We start from the raw sequence: 23,180 nt of genomic DNA, 5'->3' as shown, positions 1-23,180 counted from the left end.
GCGCCTTGCGGCGCGCCGTTGCCGTTTTCTTGTCGAAGTCAGCTTCCTACGCCGCCAGCGCCTTCCTTACGCCGCCGGCGCCTTGGGCGTGCGGTTGCGCGAGTTGCGCTGGAAGAACAGCGCCTGGCTCGCGACCGCCGACACCATCGCGGGCTGGAACGGTTTTGAGATCAGGAATGCCGGCTCGGGGCGCTCGCCGGTGAGGAAGCGCTCGGGATACGCGGTGATGAACACCACCGGCACCTCGAAGGTGCGAAGCAGCTCGTTGACGGCGTCCAGGCCCGACGAGCCGTCGGCGAGCTGGATGTCGGCGAGGATCAGGCCGGGCCGCCTGTTCTTGGCCAGCGCCACCGCATCGGCATGGGTGCGCGCGACGCCGACGACGTTGTGGCCGAGATTCTTCACCAGGCTCTCGAGGTCCATGGCAATGAAGGTCTCGTCCTCGATGATCAGCACGTCGGTGGCGATCTCGGCCGCCATCTCGCGTCCGGCAGCGTCCGCGAGCCGCCGCGTCTCACCCACGTCGGTGCCGAGGATGAAGGCGACTTCCTCTTCCGAAAAGCCCTCGAGCGACAGCAGCAGGAAGGCCTGCCGCGGCAGAGGCGTGATGTTCGACAACCGCCTCTCCGGCGGCATCGGCAAGGTCGTCACCTCGGCATCGTCGTTGACGGAGACGGAATTCCAGATCTGGGTGAAGAGCCGGAACAGGCCGGCGCGCGGCCCATGGCTCTCGTCGAGCACTGACGGATCGCCAAGCATGGCTTCCAACATGGCTGCGACATAGGCGTCACCGGAGGCCTGGCTGCCCGTCAGGGCGCGTGCGTACCGGCGCAACAACGGCAAGTGTTCAGCAACAAGCTGTGAACGGGACATCCCCACTCCATTCATCGTCGGGCCAGACTTGAGGTTACCCTGAGGTCAGCGTTACGCGGGGGGCCCGGGTTCCCCTGCTGCGCTGATTACGCCTCAGCCTGAGAAAAGTTCCGTATTGGGCGGAACTTTTTCTCGCAACTCGCATTGTGCCTATCCAGGGAACGGCTCCCGGTTGAGAAAAATTCTCGATTTTACAGTCACTTAACTCGGGGAAACGTGGAACAGGTCATGAAAGATCTCAAGTCTCAAGCCAGCAAAAGCACGACCCCCGGCAAGGGAGGGCTCACTCCGGAGATCCAATCCCGGATTGGCCATCAGCTGCGCGCCATGTACGACGACGTGGTGCGGCAAGGGGTTCCGGATCGGTTCGCTGAACTGATCAAGAAGCTTGATGCACCGGGAGCGGCCCACCAAGTGGAAAATGAGGGTGGATCCAACGACAACAACAATGGGAGGGATTAATGCCTCTCACGGACTCCCTGCGTAATGACATCCTGGCGGCCGTGCCGAGCTTACGCGCGTTCGCCATCTCGCTCAGCGGCAATGCGGACCGCGCCGACGATTTGGTGCAGGAGACGCTGCTCCGCGCGCTGGCCAACATCGACTCGTTCCAGCCTGGCTCCAACCTGCCGGCGTGGCTCTTCACGATCCTGCGCAACCTGTTCCGCTCCGACTATCGCAAGCGGCGGCGGGAGGTCGAGGACGCCGAAGGCAACTACGCCAAGACACTGAAGACCCAGCCGTCGCAAAACGCGCATCTCGAATTCGAGGAGTTTCGTACGGCGCTCGACAAGCTTCCACAGGACCAGCGTGAAGCGCTGATCCTGGTCGGCGCCTCCGGCTTCTCCTACGAGGACGCGGCCTCGATCTGCGGCTGCGCGGTCGGCACGATCAAGAGCCGCGTCAACCGCGCCCGCTCGAAACTCGCCGCGCTGCTCTATGTCGAGGGCGCCGAGGACTTTGGGCCCGACGAGACCGTACGGGCCGTGATCGGCGGCAGCGGCGGCTGACGGCAGGCATCATCGGGATCGAGACGGCATGAAGGCGGCTGCTTCCGCGGCCGCCTTTGCGTGCGTGCGAGAACCTGAGGGCGCCAAGCTTGCAGCGCCGATCACTCGTCCACGAAGGTCACGGTGTCCGCGACATTGGCCCGCGAGGTGCGGTAGCTGTTGACCTTGTGCGCGTGGTCGGCATAGCCGAACGAGATGCCGCAGACGACGCGGCGATCGTCGGACAGGTTGAAGTGGCGGCGGATCAGGCCGGAATGGCGCGCGAGCGCCGCCTGCGGAATGGTGCCGAGCCCGAGCGCCTGTGCGGCCAGCATGAAATTGGAGACATAGGCGCCGCAATCGATCGCACCATAGATGCCGAGCGGCTCGTTGGTGTGAATGATCGCGACATGCGGCGCGCCGAAGAAATTGTAGTTCTCCAGCGCCTGCCCGGCATAGGCCGCCTTGTCACCGCGGGCGATGCCGAGCGTGTTGTAGAGCTGAAAGCCGCTCTCGCGCCGGCGTTCGAGATAGACCCCGACATATTCGCGCGGCGGGGTGAAATCGTAGTCGTCGCCGAGACCACCCGAGGCTTCCTTGTAGATCGCCTGGCGAAAGCGCTCCTTGGCCGCGCCGCTGGCGATGATGACCTGCCAGGGCTGGCTGTTGCACCAGGACGCGGTGCGCTGCGCGGTGGTCAGCACATGCTCGATGGTGGCGCGGTCAACTTCCTTCGGGAGAAAGGCGCGGACGGAGTAGCGCTCGTTGAGGAGCTCTTCGAGCACGCCGATGCGGTCCTGGGTCTGGCTCACTTTTGCATCCATGTTTGGCTCGCGCTCTTCGTAGGGTGGGCAAAGGCGCATAGCGCCGTGCCCACCGACAGACTTACCCCGGAGCATCTGCATATGGTGGGCACGCTTCGCTTTGCCCACCCTACAAGATACAGCGAGAGGTGAGATCAACGTCCCTTGGTCGGGATCTTGTTGTACGGCACGTCCTTGTCGACGCGGATGTCGCCCGGCAGACCCAGCACCCGCTCGGCGATGATGTTGCGCAATATCTCGTCAGTGCCGCCGGCGATGCGCATCGAAGGCGAGGACAGCAGCATCTGCTGGAACTGGCCCTGCACCGTCTCCTCGTCGCTGCCGGTGAGAACGCCGGCTGCGCCCTGCAGGTCCATCGCATAAGTGGCGATGTCCTGGAGCATCATGCCCGACACCAGCTTGCCGATCGAATTCTCCGGGCCCGGCCGCTCGCCCTTCGACAGCGCCGAGATCGCGCGGTAGCTGGTGTATTTCAGCCCGCTCGACTTCACCGCCCAGCTCGCAAGCTTCGAGCGCACCGCCGGATCATCGATCGCAAGCCCATCCTCCAGCATCAGATTGGAGCAGAACTCCAACATTTCTGGCACGCCGGTTGCGAGCCGCGCGCCGATCGACATGCGCTCGTTCATCAGCGTGGTCAGCGACACGCTCCAGCCCTCGCCGACGGCGCCGAGGCGCTGGCTGTCGGGGATCACGACGTCGGTGAAATAGACCTCGTTGAACTCCTGCATGCCGTTGGCCTGCTTGATCGGACGCACCTCGACACCCGGGCTCTTCATGTCCAGGAAGAACATGGTGAGGCCCTTGTGCTTGGGGACATCAGGATCGGTGCGTGCAATCAAGAGGCCGTAGTCCGAGTAATGCGCACCCGAGGTCCAGATCTTCTGGCCGTTGACGATCCAGTTGTCGCCTTTCTTCTCCGCGCGGGTGCGCAGACCCGCGACGTCGGAGCCGGCCGACGGTTCGGAGAACAGCTGGCACCAGATCTCCTCGCCCGAGGCGAGCTTCGGCAGATACCGGCGCTTGGCATCCTCGCTGCCGAAAGCCATCACGGTCGGGCCGCACATGCCCTCGCCGATCTGGAAAGGCTGCGTCAGCTTGCCGTAGACGCCCTCCTCCTGCTGCCAGATCACGCGCTCGATCGGCGTCGCGCCGCGGCCGCCATATTCCTTCGGCCAGTGCAGGCAGGCCCAGCCCGCTTCGAACTTCTTCTTCTGCCAGGCCTTGCCGACATCGACGATGTCCTGCTTGGCAAGCCGGATGCGGCCGAGCGAGGATTTTGACAACTCGGCATGCAGCTCCTTCGGCGCGTTAGCCTCGATCCATTTGCGCGCGGTCTCGCGGAATGCGGCTTCTTGCGGGGTGTCGTCGAAATTCATGGCGGACCTCTAACCTCTTCCCTTCGTCGGGATCTTGTTGAACGGCACGTCCTTGTCGACACGGATATCGCCCGGCAGGCCCAGCACCCGCTCGGCGATGATGTTGCGCATGATCTCGTCGGTGCCGCCTTCGACGCGCGTACCCGGTGCGCGCAGCAGCATCGCCTGGAAGCGGCCAGCCACTTCGGCGTCTTCGGGGCCGCTGACGACGCCAGCCGCGCCTTGCAGATCCAGCGCATAGGTCGCGACGTCCTGGATCATGGAGCCCGCCACCAGCTTGCCGATGGAATTCTCCGGACCAGGCCGCTCGCCCTTCGACAGCGCCGAGATCGCGCGCATGCTGGTATAGCGCAGGCCGCTCGCCTTCACCGCCCAGTTCGCGAGCTTCGCGCGCACCGCGCGATCCTCGATCGCAGGTCCATCGTCGAGCATCAGGCTGGAGCAATACTCGAACAGCTCCGGAAAACCGGTCGAGACGCCGGCGCCGATCGACATGCGCTCGTTCATCAGCGTGGTCAGCGAGACGTTCCAGCCGTCACCGACCTCGCCGAGGCGCTGGTGGTCGGGGATGCGCACATTGGTGAAATAGACCTCGTTGAAATCGGAGGCGCCGCTGGCCTGCTTGATCGGCCTGACCTCGACGCCCGGGCTCTTCATGTCCAAAAAGAACATGGTGAGGCCCTTGTGCTTGGGCACGGTCGGATCTGTGCGGGTCAAGAGGATGCCGTAGTCCGAATAATGCGCGCCCGAGGTCCAGATCTTCTGGCCGTTGATGATCCAGTCGTCACCGTCCTTCTCGGCCCGCGTGCGCAGGCCCGCGACGTCCGAGCCGCCGGCCGGCTCGGAAAACAGCTGGCACCACACCTTCTCGCCGGAGGCGAGCGGCGGCAGATAGTTCCGCTTATGCTCCTCGCGCGCGAACGCCATCATGGTCGGCCCGCACATGCCGTGGCCGATGATGAACATGTGGGAGAGCTTTCCGAACGGGCCCTCCTCCTGCTGCCAGATCACCCGCTCGATCGGCGAGGCGCCGCGGCCGCCATATTCCTTGGGCCAGTGCAGGCAGGCCCAGCCGGCATCGGCCTTCTTCTTCTGCCAGGCCTTTGCGACCTCGAGAATGTTCGCGTTCTTGAGCTGCGTGCGGCCGAGGGAGGATTTGCGCAGCTCGTCCTCGTATTGCTTGGGTGCGTTGGCACCGATCCAGGCGCGGGCGGTTGCGCGGAATTCGGCTTCCTGCGGGGTGTCGTCGAAGTTCATAACGTTGCCCCTCGCTTACGCCGCGTTCTTCTTCCGCATGCGGTCGATCAACTGGTCTTCCCAATAGGTGAGGCTGCCAAGCCCGAGCGCCATGGCATTGGCGCGGCGGTAGTACATGTGGCAGTCGAACTCCCAGGTAAAACCCATGCCGCCGTGAACCTGGATGTTGTTTTTGGCACAGTGCTGGAACGCCTGCGTCGCGCTGATGCGCGCGGCGGCCGCCGCCTCCGGCAATTCAGCTGCGTTGGTCGAGAGCGCCCAGGCACCGTAATAGCTGTTGGAGCGTGCCAGCGTCGCCGAGACATACATGTCGGCGAGCATGTGCTTGATGGCCTGGAACGAACCGATCTGACGGCCGAAGGCGATGCGGTCGAGCGCATAGTCGCGGCCCATCTCCAGGGCGCGGTCGGCGCCGCCGACCTGCTCGAAGGCGCAGAGCACCGCGGCGCGGTCGAGCACCTGGCTGAGGATGCTCCAGCCGTCGCCGGCAGCACCCAGCGGCTCGGCCTTGCAGTCTTTGAAGGTGATCTCGGCCTGCCCGCGGGTCGGATCGAGATTGGTGAGACTTTTCACCTCAACACCCGCGCCTTTGAGATCGACCAGGAACAGCGAGATATCATTCTCACGCCCACTCGATCCCGTGCGCGCGGCAACCACCGCGAAGTCGGCGATGGCGCCATCGGCCACCGGCTTCTTGACGCCGTTGAGCATGCCATTCGCAGCAGCCAGCTTGATATTCTTCGGTGACGGATTGCCCTTGCCCTCGAACAGCGCCAGCGTGCCGATCGCTTCGCCCGAAGCAATCGCGGGCAGCCACTTCTTCTTTTGCGCGTCGCTGCCGGCGATCAGCAGCGCTTCGGCGGCAAGATACACGGTCGAAGAGAACGGCACCGGCGCATTGGCCCGCCCCATCTCCTCCGCGATCACGCAGAGCTCGAGATGGCCGGCACCCGCACCGCCGAATTCTTCCGGGATCGCGACGCCGAGAAATCCCATTTCGGCGAGACCCTTCCAAAGCGCCTTGTCATAGGGCGCCTTGCCGTCGAGCACGATGCGCACCGCCTTGGGCGAGCACTTCTCGTTGAGGAATTTGCGCGCCTGATCGCGAAGCTGCTTCTGGTCGTCCGAAAAGTCGAAGTTCATGGCGGGCTACCTTTTTATTCGTTGTCATTCATTGATGCCGTCATTCCGGGGCGCAACGAAGCTGCGAGCCCGGAATCCATTCCACCGCGTCAAAGCGGCCCGATGGATTCTTTGATGCGCAATTGCGTATCAAAGTTCGCGCTGCGCGCCCCGGAATGACGAGGTGGGAGAGTTGTGCACTCATCGCAGCACGATCACATCCTGATCCGGCTTGTCCGCATAAAGCCGCTCCACCAGCGCTGCGCGGCGCTCCAAGCCGGCGCGCTGGTTGATGTAGCCCTTGTCGGTGAGCTCGTTGCCGTCGATCGAAGGCGGCTCGACCATCAACATGGCGCGCGCGATGATGCGGCTGCTGGCGCCTTCGCACTCCCGGTTGTGCGTCTCCAGCCCGCGCCTGAAGCAGGCGATGACCTCAGGGTGCTTCACCGCATCCGCAAAGCTCAGGTCAGGATTGCCGACGAGCTGGCGGCAGGCATGCAGGTTTGGCCAGGCAAGCAGGCCGATGAAGGCGCGATCCTGTCCCGCGACCAGCGCGTCATGCACGACGGGCGTCGTCGCCGCGATCGCATCGGTACGGAGCGAGCCGACATGCACGAACGTGCCCGTCGTGAGCTTGAAGTCTTCCACCACGCGCCCGGCAAAGATGATGCCCTGCACCGGATCGGCATCGTCGACGAAAATGCCGGCATCGCCGATGCAGTAGAAGCCTTCCTCGTCGAACATCTTCTTCGTCAGCTCCGGCTGGCCGAAATAGCCAGGCGTGACATTGACGCCGCGCAGGCGCAGCTCGTATTTCGAGCCGCACGGCACCATCTTCAATTCGACTCCGGGGAACGGCAGGCCGATCAGGCCGACTCGCTCGGTGTCCCAATAGGTGCCGGTCGAGGTCGGCGCGGTCTCGGTCGAGCCCCAGCCGGTGTAGAACACGATGCGCTCACCGGTCGTCTTCACCGCTAGCGCCTGCATGCGATCGTAGAGATCGTCCGGCAGCCGCGCGCCGCCATAGGCCATGATCGAGAGATTCTTGAAGAAGGAGCGACACAGCGCGTCGTCCTTCTCCATCGCCGCCGCCAGCGCGGCATAGCCGGCCGGCACGTTGGCGTAATAGGTCGGCGAGATCTCATGCAAATTGCGCAACGTCTCCTCGAACTGGCCCGGCATCGGCCGGCCGTCATCGATATGGAGCGTACCGCCGTCGACCAGCACGGGGTGGAATGCCGCATTGCCGCCCATGGTGTGATTCCAGGGCATCCAGTCGAGCACGGTCGGCAGCGGGCCGCCCGGCGTACGTGGCCGCACCTGCATCATCATCGCCGCATTGGCGCACATCATCTCCTGGGTGTTGATGACGGCTTTGGGCATGCCGGTCGAGCCGGAGGTGAACAGCAGCTTGCCGATGGTCTGCGGCGTGATCTTCGCGATCGACGCCTCGACATCCCTCGTGACCGGCGTCGCCGCAAGCTCGGCAAAGCTGACGCTCTTGATGCCCTCGCAGGAGCGTGCGACGTGAACGACAGTGACGCCGGTGAGATCGATCGCCTTCAGCGCCTTCTCGAAGGTCGGGCCGTCCTGCACCATCACGACGGCCGGCTTGATCAGGTCGAACAGATATTTCAGCTTGACGTGATCATGGCTCATCAGCGAGTAGGCCGGCGACACGGGAGCCGCCGGGACGCGCGCCTGCATCGCCGCCTGTGTCATAAGGGCATGCTCGATCGAATTGCCCGAGAGGATCGTGACGGGCCGTCCCTCGAGATCGAGGTTCAGCAGCGCTTGCGTCAGCGCATCCACGGTGCGCTTGGCCTCGCCATAGGACACCTTGCGCCATTCGCGGTTGGGCCCGCCGCGCTGCGCGAGCCAGATGCGCTCCGGCGCTTCTTTCGCCCACTTCGCCAGCGAAGCCGGAATGTGCTTCTCGTAAGCTTGCAGCGGAATGCGCGACTTCAGCACCAGCGTGCCGTCGCCGCGGCGCTCGACGTCGATGTCGCGCGCGAGCCACTCGACCTTGCGAAAGGCAGGCTTCGTCATCACTGCCGCCGCGCTTCCACTCATTTTGCGTCTCCCGGAATTATTGTCCTTTGCGGATCATTCTCGTTCAGCGCTTGATATAGACAGGCTTTCGCTTCTCAAGGAAGGCCCTGATGCCTTCCGAAAATTCCTCGGAACGACTGCACAGGACCTGGTTGCGGTCCTCCATCGCAATCGCTGCTTCCAGCGACCCGGCATCGACGCTCATGTTGAGACATTCCTTGGACAGCCGCAGCCCCACGGGCGAGGCCGTCATCATCGCGTCGACATAAGGCGCGGCCGCGTCGTCGAGCTTGTCCTCATCAACGACCTCCGAGACGAGCCCGACCGCCAGCGCGCGCTCGGCGCCGATGAAGCGCCCGGTGAGGATCAGCTCGGATGCCACGGACACGCCGACCAGGCGCGGCAGGAAATAGCTGGTGCCGATGTCGCAGCCGCCAAGACCAAGCTTGATGAAGGCGCAATTCATCCGCGCCGATTTCGTCGCGATGCGGATGTCGGACGCCAGCGCCAGCGCAAAGCCGCCACCGGCCGCGGCGCCCTGCACCAGTGCCAGGATCGGCTGCGGGCAACGCCGCATCAGCATCACGATGTCGGCGATGCGCCGCTGCGAGTCGAGCGACTCGGTCACACCGGGCGGCTCCTGCTGACCGGCGCGGCGCGCCATCGCGGCCTTGAGATCGAGGCCCGCGCAAAAATTCCGGCCTGCGCCTTTCAGCACGACGACGCGCGTGTCGCGGTTGCGCTGCAGGCTTTGGAAATAGACGTTGAGAGCATCGATCAGCGCGGGATCGAGCGCGTTGAGGTGCTCGGGGCGATTGAGCGTGACCCGGTCGACGCCGTCGTCATGCTCGATCAGCAGCGGTTGAGACATGGGGCGCTCCTGCTTACCGTCCTTGGCGGTGCCGATTGCTGAGCCCTCTCCCCTTGTGGGAGAGGGCATGTACGTCGCTAGCCAGGAATTCGGTTGGGTGAGGGGTCTGTCTCCGCGGATAGAGACCCCTCATCTGGCGCGCTCGGAGCGCAATTGCGCTCCAAAGCGCGGCACCTTCTCCCACATCCGCCTTCGCCTGAAGGCTTCGGCGGACAAGAGGGGAGAAGGAAGAAAGCGTCTTACCTTGGCGCCATGCGGATGGCACCGTCGAGGCGGATGGTCTCGCCGTTGAGCATCGGGTTCTCGACGATGTGCACCGCGAGCATGCCGTATTCGTTGGCATCGCCGAGACGCGAGGGATGCGGCACCTGGGCGCCGAGGCTCTTGCGGGCCTCTTCGTTCAAGCCCATCAGCAGCGGCGTGAAGAACAGACCGGGCGCGATGGTATTGACGCGGATCTTTTGGCTAGCCAGATCGCGCGCGGCCGGCAGCGTCAGGCCGACGACACCGCCCTTCGACGCCGAATAGGCGATCTGGCCGATCTGACCTTCGTAAGCGGCGACCGACGCGGTGTTGATGATGACGCCGCGCTCCTCACCGACCGGCTCGATCGTGACGAGCCGCTCGGCGAACAGCCGCAGGCAGTTGAACGTGCCGATCAAATTGACGTTGATGATGCGCGCGAACTTCTCCAGCGGGTAGACGCCGTCGCGACCGACGATCCGCTGCGAGCCGCCGATGCCAGCGCAGTTCATCAGCACGCGCGCGACGCCATGCGCGGCTTCCGCCTTGGCGATCGCCGACTTGATCTGCTCCTCGCTGGTGACGTCGGCATGCAGCGCGATGCCCTTCACCTCGGCGGCGACCTTCTCGGCGTTTTCCTTGCTCTGGTCGATCACGCCGATCTTGGCGCCCTTGGCGGCCATGGCGCGGGCGGTCGCGGCACCCAGGCCCGAACCGCCGCCGGTGATGAGAACGGCTACGTCTTTCAACTGCATCGCTTGTACCTTTCCTTGGGCGTTTCTTCTCTGGACTTGAAGGTTCAGCCGGATCATCCGGCCGCGGCAGTTTCCTCGGCTTGCGTGAGGATGCCGCCGCAAATCAGCGTTTCCATGTGCTTGATGTATTGCCGGCAGACTTCGTCGGTGACCGGGCCGACGCCGGTCGCGCGAGACATCGCGTGCCGGCCGAAGAACAGGTGATCGCAGGCGCCGATCAGGCTGGTGTAGAACAGCACCGGATCGGTGGCGCGGAACTCGCCGCGGCTAACGCCGTCGGCGAGCAGACGGCGATGAAAGTCGAGCAGAGGCGCGACGAAGAATTTCGACACCTCATCTGCGCATTCCGGCTTGGTCTCGTGCAGGAGATAGTGGATCAGCCGGTTCATGTACGGGAACCGGTAATAGGCCCGGATGATACCGCCGATATGCAGCTTCAGCTTCGCGGTCGGCGTGATCGGCTGCGCCAGCAGATATTCGAGATTGGACAGTTCGGTCGCGGCGTTGCGCTCCAGCAGCGCCAACAGCAGGCCGTCCTTGTTACCGAAATGGTATTTGACCAGCGCGGCATTGGCGCCGGACTTCTGGGCGATGTCGGAGAGCGAGATCTCGATCGAGGAGCGTTCGATCATCAGCTCGCTTGCGGCCACGAGCAATTTCTCTGCCGTGGAATTCTTCCCGCTGGGGAGCTTGGTCGGTACGCTGGTAGCCACAGAGATCCCTGAACATGCCTCGTGAGGCGCGCAGATAAGCCCAAGCAGCGCCCTATCACAAGAGTTAATTGATCGATTGACTAAATGATCTCGCGCCCCTTAAATCCGTCCCCGACAACCAACCCAATCAAGAATTCAGGGAGAAACCGAATGGCCGAGGCTTACATCGTCGCCGCTGCGCGCACCGCGGGCGGGCGCAAGGGGGGCCGCCTCGCCGGCTGGCATCCGGCCGATCTCGCCGCCAAGGTGCTGGACGAGTTGGTCGACCGTACCAAGGTCGATCCCGCAGAGGTCGAGGACGTGATCATGGGCTGCGTGATGCAGGTCGGCGAGCAGTCCAACAACATCGCACGCAACGCGGTGATGGCGTCAAAACTGCCGGAGAGCGTGCCGGGCACCTCGATCGACCGCCAGTGCGGCTCCTCGCAGCAGGCGCTGCACTTCGCCGCGCAAGCTGTGATGTCCGGCGCGATGGACGTGGTGATCGCCGCCGGCGTGGAATCGATGACGCGGGTGCCGATGGGCCTGTCGTCACAGCTCCCGGCCAAGAACGGTTTTGGCAATTACAAGAGCCCGGGCATCGAGAAGAAATATCCGAACATCATGTTCAGCCAGTTCACCGGCGCGGAGATGATGGCCGAGAAGTACGGCCTCTCCAAGGATGAGCTCGACGAGTACTCCTACAACAGCCATCAGCGCGCGATCGCGGCGACGCAAGCGGGTCACTTCAAGAAGGAGATCGTGCCGCTCGAGATCACCCGTGCCGACGGCAGCAAGGACACTCACCACATCGACGAAGGCATTCGCTTCGACGCAACGATCGAAGGCATCAGGGGCGTCAAGCTGATCGCCGAGAACGGCAAGCTCACCGCGGCGAGCGCCAGCCAGATCTGCGACGGCGCCTCCGGCGTCATGGTGGTCAACGAGCGCGGCCTGAAGCAGCTCGGGGTCAAGCCGCTCGCGCGCATCCATCATATGACCATGACCGGGGGCGATCCCGTCATCATGCTCGACGCTCCGCTGCACGCGACCAAGCGCGCGCTGGAGAAGGCCGGCATGAAGATCGGCGACATCGATCTGTTCGAGGTCAACGAGGCCTTTGCCTCGGTGCCGACCGCCTGGCTCAAGACCACCGGCGCCGATCCGGAGCGTCTCAACGTCAACGGCGGCGCGATCGCGCTCGGCCACCCCCTCGGCGGCTCCGGCACCAAGCTGATGACCACGCTGGTCCACGCTCTGCATCAGCGCGGCAAGCGCTACGGCCTCCAGACCATGTGCGAGGGCGGCGGCATGGCCAACGTGACGATCGTGGAGCGGCTGTAAGCCTCATCCACATAGATGGTGTCGTCCCGGACAAGCGCGCCTCTAGCGCGCGCCGATCCGGGACCCATAACCACAGGACGCCGTGGTTATGCTACGCCGGAGCTCCATCTCGTTTCAACAACCACGCCCTGTGGTTATGGATCCCGGCTTTCGCCGGGATGACACCTTCTTTGTTGCGAGACCTTCGCCATGACCCATCCGTCCGTCTACGCCAAGACCACGCCCGACAAGATCGCCTATCAGATGGCCGGCACCGGCAAGGCGATCACCTATCGCGAGCTCGACGAGCTCTCGAACCAGGGCGCGCATCTCTTCCGCTCGCTTGGCCTCAAGGCCGGCGACCACATCGCGCTGTTGATGGAGAACCGGCTCGCCTTCATGGAGATCTGCTGGGCCGCACAACGCAGCGGGCTCTATTACACCGCGATCAGCCGCTATCTGAAGCAAGACGAGATCGACTACATCGTCAAGGACTGCGGCGCCAAGGTTGTGATCACCACGCCGAAATGCGCCGACCAGATCAAGGGCTTGATCAAGGGCACGCCAGGCGAGCCGATCTTCTACATGATGGACGAGCCGCTACCGAGCTTCCGCCCCTACGACAAGGAAGCAGGCGCGCAGCCGACGACGCCGATCGCGGACGAGGTCGCCGGCTACGATATGCTGTATTCGTCCGGCACCACGGGCCGTCCGAAAGGCGTCAAGAAGGCGTTCGAGGGCAAGCCGATCGACGAGCCGAACGCATTCCTGCGCGTGCTCTGCGCCAACATGTGCGGCATGAACGCCGACACAATCTACCTTTCTCCGGCGCCGCTCTATCACGCGGCCCCATTGCGCTTCAACATGATGGCGGTCGTGCTCGGCGGCACCTCCATCATCATGGAGCATTTTGATGCCGAGGAATTTTTGAAGCTCGTCGAGACATACAAGATCACGCAGTCGCAGCTGGTGCCGACCATGTTCGTGCGGATGCTGAAGCTGCCGGACGAGGTGCGAGCCAAATACAATGTCTCCACGCTGAAGGGCGCGATCCACGCCGCCGCCCCCTGCCCCGTCGACGTCAAAGCCAAGATGATCGAATGGTGGGGACCGATCCTGATCGAGTATTATGCCGGCTCGGAAGGCAACGGCGTCACCGTCTGCAGCTCGAAAGATTGGCTGGCGCACCGCGGCAGCGTCGGCCGCGCCGTGGTCGGCAAGGTCAAGATCTTGGACGAGAACGACGAGGAGCAGCCGGTGGGCGAGATCGGCACCGTCTATTTCGCTGACGCGCCGGCCTTCACCTATCACAACGATCCCGAAAAGACGAAGAAGGCCTACAACGCAAAGGGCTGGTCGACGCTCGGCGATGTCGGTTATCTCGACAAGGACGGCTTCCTCTATCTCACCGACCGCAAGTCCTACATGATCATCTCAGGCGGGGTGAACATCTATCCGCAGGAGACCGAGGACGTGCTGATCACCCACCCCGAGGTCGCCGATGTCGCCGTGTTCGGCGTGCCGAATGAGGAGATGGGCGAAGAGGTGAAGGCGGTGGTGCAACCGCACGACATGAGCCGTGCCGGCAAGGCGCTCGAGGCCGAGTTGATCGCCTATTGCAAGGGCCGCCTCTCCGCCATCAAATGTCCGCGCTCGATCGATTTCGAGGCCGAGCTGCCACGCACGCCCACGGGCAAGCTGGTGAAACGGCACTTACGCGATCGGTATTGGCCGAAGACGGCGGCGAAGATTTAAGGCGCTCTCTCGTACCCTCCCCTGGAGGGGGAGGGTCGGCGCGAAGCGACGGGGTGGGGTGATCTCTCCGCATGGAACACTGCCCGAGTTGAGAGATCACCCCACCCCGCTCCCGCTGCGCGCGATCGACCCTTCCCCTCCAGGGGAGGGTCCTCAATCAAACAGGCTCGGCGTGTGGTTCACCAGCGCGCCTTCGATCTCGAGCATCTTCAGCTTCGTCACCACGCCGCCATTCGCCGAGAAGCCGCCGGGCTTGTTGCCGGCCGCCAGCACGCGATGGCAGGGCACGACGATCGGGCACGGGTTGCGACCGAGCGCCTGGCCGACGTCGCGCGACAGCTCGACGCCGCCGAGCCGCTTGGCGATGTCGCCATAGGTCATGGTCTTGCCCGGCGGGATGGTGCGGGCGATGTCGTAGACGCCGCGGTTGAACTCGGGCACACCGTCGAGGTCGAGCGGGATGTCGGTGAGATCATCCAGCTCGCCCGCGAGCAGTTTAACGATACGGTCGATCGCCTGTTGCACCTCGGCGGTGGGCTCGGCTTCGGTCGCCTCCGCATGGCGCTGATGGATACGGGTGCGGATCTTCTGCTCGCCGCCCATCGGCAATTGCGTGCCGTTGATGCCACGCGGGCCCCAGGCGATGGCGCAGAGGCCGATCCTGGTGTCGAACAGGGCAAAATGCTGGTCGGTCATGGCTTGGTTCCTGGCTTGCTTCCTCGTCGCAGGCCCCCTCTTTGATCTCCTGCGAAATCTAGGCTTGGAAATAGTTGCGATCCACCCGGTTTCCGGGAATCTTGCACAGGAGTTCCTGTTCCTTCGCGCGAGCCCAGAATGCAAAGCCTCCACGTCAACGGATACGACATGCCCTATCTCGACGTGGGCGAGGACAAAGGCGGCCTGCCGCTGGTCTGCGTGCACGGCTCGCTCTCGGACTTCCGCATCTGGGGTTGCGTGCTCGGACCGCTGACGCAGCGGCACCGGGTGATCGCTGTCAGCTTGAGGCATTTCTTCCCAGCGCAATGGGACGGCCTCGGTGACACCTATTCGATTGCCCAGCATGTCGACGACGTCATCGCCTTCATCGAGAAGCTCGACCTCGGCCCGGTCGACCTGATGGGCCATTCCCGCGGCGGGCACATCTGCTTCCGCGCGGCGCAAGCGCGCCCCGACCTGCTCCGGCGGCTGATCCTCGCCGAGCCCGGCGGCGAGCTCGATGCAAGCCTCGATCCCGATTATGTCGGCGGCCCCTCGCCGCTGCTGGCGCGCTTTACGGCTTCCGCAGAGAAGATCGCAGCTGGCGACGTCGACGGCGGCCTCGCCGTCTTCGTCGACACGCTGGAGGGCCCCGGCACCTGGCCGCGACTGCCGGCGATGGTGAAGCAAAATCTGCGCGACAACGCCATGACACTGATCGGCCAGGTCCGCGACAATCGCCCGCCGTTCTCGAAGGCGGACGCGGAGTCCATCAAAATGCCGACGCTGTTCATCCTGGGCGCGCGGACCAAGGGCGTGCTGCCGAAGGTGCTGCACGCGCTCGCGGCGCATGTGCCTTATTCAAAGACGGCGGTCATCCCGAACGCGACGCACCCGATGTTCGAGCAGGCACCGCAAAAATACTCCGAAGTGGTGCTGGATTTTCTGGCGAGCTGACCCATGCAGACATTTCGCGTCAACGGTTACGACATGGCCTATCTCGAAGTCGGAGACGGCCCGCCCCTGGTCTGTGTGCACGGCACGTTGGGCGATTTCCGCACCTGGTATTCGGTGCTCGGCCCGCTGTCGAAGGCGCATCGGGTGATCTCGGTCAGCCTGCGGCACTTCTTTCCCGAGCATTGGGATGCCGTCGGCGACGACTACAAGATGGCCCAGCATGTCGCTGATACGATCGCCTGCATCGAGCAGGTCCAGCCCGGACCGGTCGATCTGATGGGACATTCGCGCGGCGGCCACATCGCCTTCCGCGTGGCGCAGGCCCGGCCGGATCTGTTGCGAAAACTGGTGCTGGCCGAACCGGGCGGCGATCTCGATGCCAGCCTGCCGGTCCCCGCCGGCACGCCCGCGCATCCGCCGCTGGCCGCGCGCACCGCGCGCTCGGTCGAGATGATCCGCGCCGGCGACATCGAGGGCGCGCTGCAGAATTTTTACGAAGGCATCGAAGGCGACGGCTCGTGGCGGCGTGTGCCGGCGGCGGCCAAGCAGCAACTGCGCGACAACGCACTGACCTTCCTCGGCCAGATCAACGAGCAGCGCAAACCCTACACACTGGCGGATGCGCGGGCGATCAAGACGCCGACGCTGCTGATTGGTGGCGGCGCGAGCACGGGAAGCCTGTCGGTGATGTGGCGCGTGCTGGCCGAGCACATCGCAGGCGCCAAGACGGCGGTGATCCCGAACGCCGGCCACTGGATGTTCGAACAGGCGCCGCTGGAGTTTGCTGAAGCAGTGAACAGGTTCTTGGCGGAGTAGGCGCTCTCTTTGCCTCTCCCCGCGCGCGGGGCGAGGGAGTGCACGGTCAGTGCCTCCCTCACACGTGCTCACACCTTCCAAACGCCGACCGGCATCTTGATCGTCGCGTTCAGCCGGTTCCAGACATTGATCGTTGCGATCGAGAGGATCAGCGTGGCGAGCTCGCGCTCGTCAAAATGCTTGGCGGCCGCGTTCCAGATCGCATCCGGCACGGGATCCTCGCGATCGGCAAGACGCGTGACCGCCTCGGTCAGCGCCAGCGCGGCGCGTTCGGCTTCGGTGAAATAGGGCGCCTCGCGCCAGGCGGACACGGCGAACAGGCGTTCCTCGGTCTCGCCAAGCTTGCGAGCGACCTTCGGATGCATGTCGACGCAGACGCTGCAGCCATTGATCTGGCTGGCGCGCAGGTGCACCAGTTCCAGGAGCTTTTCCGGCAGACCCTGTTTGGTCAAATTGCCGAGGGACTGAAGGACATTCATGGCCTCCGGCAGGACCATGACCGGATGGTTCATACGAGCGTGCATCATCTTGCGTCTCCGTTCGAGAATTTCGAAGGTTCCGGTCACATCGACCGGATTGGCTTCGTCATGGGCATGACGGATCGCGATGAGGGAATGTGACCGATGACTGAAGAAAATCTTCTCACCCGCCAGTTCGAGGCCAGCCGGGACCATCTGCGCGCGGTCGCCTACCGGATGCTGGGCTCCCGCGCTGAGGTCGAGGATGCCGTGCAGGAGGCCTGGCTGCGGGTCAGCCGCTACGATATGTCCGACGTCGCGAACCTGCGCGGCTGGCTGACCACCGTGGTGGCGCGGATCTGCCTCGACATGCTGCGCGCACGGAAGTCGCGCAAGGAAGAGCCGATGGGTCCGCACGTGCCCGAGCCGGTCGACGAGACGCGGGAGCGCGAGGCGGAGATGGCCGATTCTGTCGGTGCGGCGCTGCTGGTCGTGCTGGAGACATTGCAGCCGGCGGAACGGCTTGCCTTCGTGCTGCACGACATGTTCGCCGTTCCCTTCGAGGAGATCGCGCCAATCGTCGGCCGCTCCGTTGACGCCTCGCGGCAGCTGGCGAGCCGCGCGCGACGCCGTGTGCAAGGCGCGCCGGTGCCGGAGACGGATCTGTCGCGCCAGCGCGGAATCGTCGATGCCTTCCTCAAAGCTTCGCGCGAGGGCGATTTCGAGGGCCTGCTGGCGGTGCTCGATCCCGACGTCGTATTCCGCGCCGACCAGGCCGCGGTGCGGCTCGGCTCACTGCCCGAGATCCGCGGCGCGGACGCGGTCGCGCAAACCTTCAAGGGCCGCGCCCAGGCCGCGCGGGCCGCGCTGGTCGATGGCGAAATGGGCGTCGCCGTCGTTCTCGGCGGGCAGCTGCGCATCGCGCTGCGCGTCAGCTTCAGGGACGGCCGGATCGCTGGGATCGATGCTACGGCCGATGCCGAGCGAATTGCGACGCTCGATGTGGAGGTGCTCGAGCGCTAGGTAGTAACAGGCCGACGGTGTCTTGCGCCGCTCGGTGGTGGCGCCGAGCGCCTTCAGGCGAGCTTCGGTGAAGTCGGCCATCTTCTGCCTCACCATCCCCGATGGCATCGGCTGGGCCATCATTTTTCTCGAAAAACAACCCCATGCACAGTAGACGGCGCTAGCAATATCAATAGCTTAGCTGGTCCGAAATGAGGGACCGGGCCATCCTCCGGTACCGCTTGACGCCGTTGATCCCGCAGCGTAGCTTCGAATACGGAATTCCGTATTCCATCTTGCGCCTTTCGGAGCTGCCGGCGTGATTCCTCTCGACCCGCTCCCGAACCTGATCGACCAGGTCTATGCGCGGATCCTGGAGGCGATCTCCGACCGCACCCTTCAACCCGGCCAGCGCATCCGGCAGAACGAGCTCGCCGACAAGCTCGGCGTCTCGCGCCAGCCGGTGTCGCACGCACTGCATCTGTTGCACCGGCAGGGCCTTGTCGCCGAGAGCGGCAAGCGCGGCTTTGAGGTGACCCAGCTCGACCCCTCACGCATCCGCCAGCTCTACGAGGTGCGCGGCGCCATCGATGCGCTGGCCGCCCGGCTTGCCGCCGAGCGTGCAGGCACTGACGCGGCGGGACGCGCGCGGCTGGAGGCAGCGCTTGCCGCCGGACGCCGCATCGACCGCAACACGACGCTCGCCGAGCTCATCGTGCTCGACGTCGATTTTCACCGCGCGATCTATCAGCTCGCCGGCAATCCCGTGATCGAGGAGACGATGGCGCCGCAATGGCCGCACATGCGCCGCTCGATGGCGACGGTGCTGTCGGAGCTCGACTATCGCGGCAGTGCCTGGGCGGAGCATGCCGATATCGCCAAACACATTCTCGCGGGCGATGCGAACGCCGCCGAACGCGCGGCGCTGGCGCATGCGCAGACGGCGGGACGGATGACCGAGGAAAGATTGAGGGCGACTGAGGAGGCGGCGGCGTAGTCATTTGCACCTGCGCCGTCATGGCCGGGCTTGACCCGGCCATCCATGCCTTTGCTCGACGCCGAAGAACGTGGATGCCCGGGACAAGCCCGGGCACGACGAGAGAGAAAACAAATAAACAAAATCAAGGAGGACGGCCCATGAAACTGTCTCAGGAGCAATTGGAGTTCTTCCACCGCGAGGGCTGGCTGTTCCTGCCCGAATTGTTCAGTCAGGAGGAGGTCGATCTGCTCGCGCGCGAGGCGGTCGGCATCTATGACGCCAACCGGCCCGAAGTCTGGCGCGAGAAGAGCGGAGCGCCGCGCACCGCCTTTGCCGCGCATCTCTACAACAAGGCGTTCGGCATCCTGGGCGCACATCCGCGCATGATCGAGCCGGTCGAGCAGGTGTTCGGCGAGCCGGTCTACATGCACCAGTTCAAGATCAACGCGAAATCGGCCTTCACCGGCGACGTCTGGCAATGGCACCAGGATTACGGCACCTGGAAGCGCGACGACGGCATGCCGGAGCCGCGCGCGATGAACATCGCGATCTTCCTCGACGAAGTCATGCCGATCAACGGCCCGCTGATGCTGGTGCCGCGCAGCCAGAACGCCGGCGATCTCGAAGCCTCGCATGACCTCGCCACCACGTCCTATCCGCTATGGACGCTGGATGAGGACACCGTGACGCGCCTCGTCAAGCAGGGCGGCATCGTGGCGCCCACGGGCAAGCCCGGCGGCATGCTGATGTTCCACGGCAATCTCGTGCACGGTTCGAGCGGCAACATCACGCCCTATCCGCGCAAGATCGTGTATCTGACACTAAACGCGGTCTCGAACTACATCCGCACGCCGACGCGGCCCGAGTACATTGCGCATCGTGATTTCGCGCCGATCAAGCCGGTGGACGACGACGCGCTGCTGCGGCTCGCCCGTGCGCCGCGCCAAGCGGCGGAGTAAGTTCGTCGCCACGGACGTGCTTCACCTCTCCCATTGGGAGAGGTCGGCGCGGAGCGCCGGGTGAGGGGTTAGGCCCTCTCGTCGGAGCTGCGGCCCCTCACCCGGTTTGCTGCGCAAACCGACCTCTCCCCTTCGGGGAGAGGTGGACCGAGCGCAAGCCGCATCAGCAATGCTGAACTATCGGAATCCCCCATGAACCTCTTCCGCCTCCTGCAAGCTCGCGCTTCCGCCGGCAAGCCCGTTCGCGTCGCGCTGATCGGCGCCGGGAAATTCGGCTCGATGTTTTTGTCGCAGGTGCCGCACACGCCGGGGCTGGAGGTGCCTGTCATCGTCGACATCGACCGCGACCGGGCACGCGAGGCCTGCCGCACCGTCGGCTGGGATCAAGACCGCATCGCCGCGACCACCTTCACCGATGACGGTGTGCGCGCCATCGCCGGCGGCGCGATGGACGTGGTGGTGGAAGCGACCGGCAATCCCGCCGTCGGCATCAAGCATGCGCGCGCTGCGATTGCGGCCGGCAAGCATATCGTGATGGTCAATGTCGAGGCCGACGTGCTGGCGGGCCCCCTGCTCGCGGAGGAAGCGCGAAAAGCGGGCGTGGTCTATTCGCTCGCCTATGGCGATCAGCCGGCGCTGACGGCGGAGATGGTGGATTGGGCGCGCGCGACAGGATTCCACGTCGTCGCTGCCGGCAAGGGCACAAAATATCTGCCGGCCTATCACGACGTGACGCCTGATGGCGTCTGGCAGCATTACGGCCTCACCGCGAGCGAAGCGCAGTCGGCCGGCATGAATCCGCAGATGTTCAACTCCTTCCTGGACGGCACCAAATCGGCGATCGAGATGGCCGCGATCGCCAATGCCTGTGCCCTCGACGTGCCCGCCGACGGCTTGCTGTTTCCACCCTGCGGCGTCGACGATCTGCCGCACATCATGCGGCCACGCTCGCGCGGCGGCGTGCTGGAGCGATCAGGCGTGGTGGAAGTGGTCTCTTCACTCGAGCGCGACGGCCGGCCGGTGTTTCGCGACCTGCGCTGGGGCGTCTATGTCGTGCTGGAGGCGCCGAACGATTATGCCGCCGATTGTTTCAAGCAATACGGCCTGAAGACGGATGCCAGCGGGCGCTTCGCGGCGATGTACAAGCCCTATCATCTGATCGGGCTCGAACTGAACATCTCGGTGTTGTCAGCAGCGCTGCGGGGTGAGCCGACCGGACAGGCCACAGGCTTCCGCGGCGATGTTGCAGCCGTTGCAAAACGCAATTTGCGCGCCGGCGAGATGCTGGATGGCGAAGGCGGCTACACCGTGTGGGGCAAGCTGGTACCGGCGGCCGCGAGCCTGAAGACCGGCGCGCTGCCGATCGGCCTCGCGCACGGCGTGAAGCTGAGGCATGACGTCGCGCATGGCGCGGTGGTGCGCTGGAGCGACGTCGAATTCGATGCAGCCAACGAGACGGTGAAAGCACGCAAGGCCATGGAGGCCGCATTCGCAGCGCAGCATTGAGGGCGTCGCCGGCAGCGCAACCAAATGTGCGCTTGCTTTGCCGCCGCCCTTTCGCCATCCTGACCGCGATCCGGAACATTTGAATTTCGGACACCAAGAAACGTCGGCCAGCGGCGAAGACAAAGCGGCGCCAAGATCGCGATACCCTCGTCGAGGACTCGACATCACAGGAGGGAAGTGCATGGAACGTCGTAAATTCCTGACGGCAGGCGGGCTGGGCCTTGCCGCGAGCGCAGTTGCTGCGCCGGCTATCGCGCAATCGATGCCCGAGGTGAAATGGCGCCTGGCGGCGAGCTGGCCGAAATCTCTCGATACGCTGTATGGCGGCTGCGAATATTTCTGCAAGCGCGTCGCCGAGATCACCGACAATAAATTCCAGATCCAGCCCTTCGCCGCCGGCGAAATCGTCCCGGGATTGCAGGTGCTCGACGCGGTCTCGAATGGCACGGTGGAGATCGGCAATACCGCGCTCTACTATTACTGGGGCAAGAATCCCGCCTTCACTTTCGGCACATCGCTGCCGTTCGGGCTCAACACGCGCCAGCATATCTCCTGGCTGATCTGGGGCGGTGGTCAGGACATGCTCAACGATCTCCTGAAGGAGCATAACGCGATCGGCGTGCCTACAGGTTCGACCGGCGCCCAGATGGGCGGCTGGTTCCGGAAGGAGATCAAGACCGTCGATGATCTCAAGGGGCTGAAATTCCGCGTCGGCGGCTTCGCGGGCACCATCATCTCGAAGCTCGGTGGCGTGCCGCAGCAGATCGCGGCCGGCGACATCTACCCAGCGCTGGAGAAGGGCACGATCGACGCGGCCGAATGGGTGGGACCGTATGACGACGAGAAGCTCGGCTTCGTGAAGGTGGCGAAGTACTATTATTATCCGGGCTGGTGGGAAGGCACCGGCCAGGGCCACAACCTCATGAACCTCGAAAAGTGGAATGCGCTGCCGAAGCACTATCAGGCCGCAATCAGCGCGGCATCGCTGGATACCTTCACCTGGGTGACGGGCAAGTACGATTCGGTCAACCCGCCGGCGCTGAAGCGTCTGCTGGCTGCCGGTGCGATCCTCAAGCCGTTCCCGCAGGAGGTGCTCGAAGCCTGCTACGCCGCGGCCAATGGGGTCTACGCCGATCTCGCCAAGAGCAACCCGCATTTTGCCAAGATGTATGCGAGCCTCACCGCTTATCGCAGCGAGTCGCTGGCCTGGATGCAGGTCGCGGAGCTCAGCTTCGACAGCTTCATGATGCGGATGCGGACAAGGACGTAGCTGCATCGCGCGGCAAGCGACGAAACGACGAAAGCCCCGGAGATGTCTCCGGGGCTTTTGGTTTATGAGTCAATCTGACGAACCTCTCCGTCGTCGTCCTGGACAAGCGAGCATTGCGAGCGCCGATCCAGGATCCATTACCCCAAAAGGGAGTTGTGCGAAGACTCGTGGTGACCAGTTCGCGCCGCGATTCCTCCCTGGGGTAATGGGTCCTGGCTTTCGCCAGGACGACCCAGGATTATTCGATACGCGGAGCATGACAGCGCAGAGTTGCAGCGCGCACTGAACGCGCCACCAACTCTCTCAATTCTCGTCGTCACCGAGCGCAGCGACCAGCTTGTCGTAGTACTTGCCGACGAGATCGATGTTGCCTTTGTTCTCGATCTGCGGCGCCGGCATCTT

The 23,180-nt window shown here is 64.3% G+C and carries 23 protein-coding genes (1 of these 23 cut by a window edge); 11 read left to right on the top strand and 12 right to left on the bottom strand.

Annotation, left to right across the window (positions count from 1 at the left end; all coding sequences use genetic code 11):
* Positions 1–66: 66 nt before the first annotated feature.
* Positions 67–873 (bottom strand): response regulator, encoded by an 807-nt coding sequence (locus tag ACR9YP_RS09065; RefSeq protein WP_164934704.1) that lies wholly within the window; start codon positions 871–873, stop codon positions 67–69.
* 228 nt (positions 874–1,101) lie between these two features.
* Between ACR9YP_RS09065 and ACR9YP_RS09060 the strand changes: the two genes are divergently transcribed.
* Positions 1,102–1,335 (top strand): NepR family anti-sigma factor, encoded by a 234-nt coding sequence (locus ACR9YP_RS09060; protein WP_164934705.1) that lies wholly within the window; start codon positions 1,102–1,104, stop codon positions 1,333–1,335.
* Positions 1,335–1,883 (top strand): sigma-70 family RNA polymerase sigma factor, encoded by a 549-nt coding sequence (locus tag ACR9YP_RS09055; RefSeq protein WP_008543571.1) that lies wholly within the window; start codon positions 1,335–1,337, stop codon positions 1,881–1,883. The genes ACR9YP_RS09060 and ACR9YP_RS09055 overlap by 1 nt, the downstream gene beginning before the upstream one ends.
* Before the next feature lie 101 nt (positions 1,884–1,984).
* Here the strand turns inward: ACR9YP_RS09055 and ACR9YP_RS09050 are convergent, their stop codons facing one another.
* From ACR9YP_RS09050 to ACR9YP_RS09015, 8 genes are all read right to left on the bottom strand, one after another.
* On the bottom strand, positions 1,985–2,686 hold the full coding sequence (locus ACR9YP_RS09050) for a nitroreductase (RefSeq protein WP_438103084.1): 702 nt from the start codon (positions 2,684–2,686) through the stop codon (positions 1,985–1,987).
* Positions 2,687–2,820: 134 nt separating this feature from the next.
* The gene (locus tag ACR9YP_RS09045; RefSeq protein ID WP_474219423.1) at positions 2,821–4,065 is read right to left on the bottom strand and encodes an acyl-CoA dehydrogenase; all 1,245 of its coding nucleotides are present in this window, start codon (positions 4,063–4,065) and stop codon (positions 2,821–2,823) included.
* A gap of 9 nt (positions 4,066–4,074) precedes the next feature.
* Positions 4,075–5,322 (bottom strand): acyl-CoA dehydrogenase, encoded by a 1,248-nt coding sequence (locus tag ACR9YP_RS09040; RefSeq protein WP_438103085.1) that lies wholly within the window; start codon positions 5,320–5,322, stop codon positions 4,075–4,077.
* A gap of 15 nt (positions 5,323–5,337) precedes the next feature.
* Positions 5,338–6,465, bottom strand: a complete 1,128-nt coding sequence (locus tag ACR9YP_RS09035; protein ID WP_438103087.1) for an acyl-CoA dehydrogenase family protein — start codon at positions 6,463–6,465, stop codon at positions 5,338–5,340.
* A gap of 180 nt (positions 6,466–6,645) precedes the next feature.
* On the bottom strand, positions 6,646–8,517 hold the full coding sequence (locus ACR9YP_RS09030; RefSeq protein ID WP_474219422.1) for an AMP-binding protein: 1,872 nt from the start codon (positions 8,515–8,517) through the stop codon (positions 6,646–6,648).
* A gap of 43 nt (positions 8,518–8,560) precedes the next feature.
* Positions 8,561–9,367 (bottom strand): enoyl-CoA hydratase/isomerase family protein, encoded by an 807-nt coding sequence (locus ACR9YP_RS09025; protein WP_474219420.1) that lies wholly within the window; start codon positions 9,365–9,367, stop codon positions 8,561–8,563.
* Positions 9,368–9,606: 239 nt separating this feature from the next.
* Positions 9,607–10,365 carry an SDR family NAD(P)-dependent oxidoreductase gene (locus ACR9YP_RS09020; RefSeq protein WP_438103089.1) on the bottom strand — a complete coding sequence of 253 codons (759 nt, stop codon included), beginning with the start codon at positions 10,363–10,365 and terminating at the stop codon, positions 9,607–9,609.
* Between the two features lie 53 nt (positions 10,366–10,418).
* Positions 10,419–11,078: a TetR family transcriptional regulator gene (locus ACR9YP_RS09015; protein ID WP_176945743.1), complete on the bottom strand. Its 660-nt coding sequence runs from the start codon at positions 11,076–11,078 to the stop codon at positions 10,419–10,421.
* Between the two features lie 150 nt (positions 11,079–11,228).
* Between ACR9YP_RS09015 and ACR9YP_RS09010 the strand changes: the two genes are divergently transcribed.
* On the top strand, positions 11,229–12,401 hold the full coding sequence (locus ACR9YP_RS09010; protein WP_091891150.1) for an acetyl-CoA C-acetyltransferase: 1,173 nt from the start codon (positions 11,229–11,231) through the stop codon (positions 12,399–12,401).
* A 189-nt stretch (positions 12,402–12,590) separates the two neighbouring features.
* On the top strand, positions 12,591–14,135 hold the full coding sequence (locus tag ACR9YP_RS09005) for an acyl-CoA synthetase (RefSeq protein WP_438103091.1): 1,545 nt from the start codon (positions 12,591–12,593) through the stop codon (positions 14,133–14,135).
* Between the two features lie 153 nt (positions 14,136–14,288).
* Here ACR9YP_RS09005 and ACR9YP_RS09000 read toward each other — a convergent pair whose 3' ends face one another.
* A complete protein-coding gene (locus tag ACR9YP_RS09000; protein ID WP_370986493.1) occupies positions 14,289–14,831 on the bottom strand; it encodes a methylated-DNA--[protein]-cysteine S-methyltransferase in 543 nt (180 codons plus the stop codon).
* A gap of 138 nt (positions 14,832–14,969) precedes the next feature.
* On the opposite strand from ACR9YP_RS09000, the gene ACR9YP_RS08995 reads away from it, so the two are divergent.
* On the top strand, positions 14,970–15,788 hold the full coding sequence (locus ACR9YP_RS08995) for an alpha/beta fold hydrolase (RefSeq protein WP_438103093.1): 819 nt from the start codon (positions 14,970–14,972) through the stop codon (positions 15,786–15,788).
* Between the two features lie 3 nt (positions 15,789–15,791).
* A complete protein-coding gene (locus tag ACR9YP_RS08990; protein WP_438103095.1) occupies positions 15,792–16,604 on the top strand; it encodes an alpha/beta fold hydrolase in 813 nt (270 codons plus the stop codon).
* 68 nt (positions 16,605–16,672) lie between these two features.
* Here ACR9YP_RS08990 and ACR9YP_RS08985 read toward each other — a convergent pair whose 3' ends face one another.
* Complete coding sequence (locus ACR9YP_RS08985; protein WP_438110419.1) at positions 16,673–17,128, bottom strand: carboxymuconolactone decarboxylase family protein; 456 nt, start codon at positions 17,126–17,128, stop codon at positions 16,673–16,675.
* A 99-nt stretch (positions 17,129–17,227) separates the two neighbouring features.
* Here ACR9YP_RS08985 and ACR9YP_RS08980 point away from each other — a divergent pair, with 99 nt between their 5' ends.
* The 5 genes from ACR9YP_RS08980 (at position 17,228) to ACR9YP_RS08960 (ending at position 22,778) form a co-directional block, all read left to right on the top strand.
* Positions 17,228–18,085, top strand: coding sequence for a sigma-70 family RNA polymerase sigma factor (locus tag ACR9YP_RS08980; RefSeq protein WP_438103097.1), 858 nt, complete (start codon positions 17,228–17,230; stop codon positions 18,083–18,085).
* A gap of 298 nt (positions 18,086–18,383) precedes the next feature.
* Positions 18,384–19,061, top strand: a complete 678-nt coding sequence (locus tag ACR9YP_RS08975; RefSeq protein ID WP_438103098.1) for a GntR family transcriptional regulator — start codon at positions 18,384–18,386, stop codon at positions 19,059–19,061.
* 140 nt (positions 19,062–19,201) lie between these two features.
* On the top strand, positions 19,202–20,002 hold the full coding sequence (locus tag ACR9YP_RS08970; RefSeq protein ID WP_438103100.1) for a phytanoyl-CoA dioxygenase family protein: 801 nt from the start codon (positions 19,202–19,204) through the stop codon (positions 20,000–20,002).
* A gap of 192 nt (positions 20,003–20,194) precedes the next feature.
* Positions 20,195–21,508 carry an NAD(P)H-dependent oxidoreductase gene (locus ACR9YP_RS08965; RefSeq protein WP_438103102.1) on the top strand — a complete coding sequence of 438 codons (1,314 nt, stop codon included), beginning with the start codon at positions 20,195–20,197 and terminating at the stop codon, positions 21,506–21,508.
* Between the two features lie 181 nt (positions 21,509–21,689).
* Entirely contained in the window at positions 21,690–22,778 is a 1,089-nt protein-coding gene (locus ACR9YP_RS08960; protein WP_438103104.1) for a TRAP transporter substrate-binding protein, read from the top strand.
* A gap of 303 nt (positions 22,779–23,081) precedes the next feature.
* On the opposite strand, the gene ACR9YP_RS08955 is transcribed toward ACR9YP_RS08960, so the two are convergent.
* Positions 23,082–23,180, bottom strand: partial view of a hypothetical protein gene (locus ACR9YP_RS08955; protein ID WP_438103105.1) — the end only. 501 nt of this gene lie beyond the right edge of the window; the window shows 99 of its 600 coding nt (coding positions 502–600); its start codon lies off the right edge, out of view — the gene reads right to left on this strand; the stop codon is at positions 23,082–23,084.

The organism is Bradyrhizobium sp. BR14999 (assembly GCF_056106085.1).
Note: the sequence above shows the minus strand (reverse complement) of the source record. Positions and strands in the feature narration are given on the sequence as shown.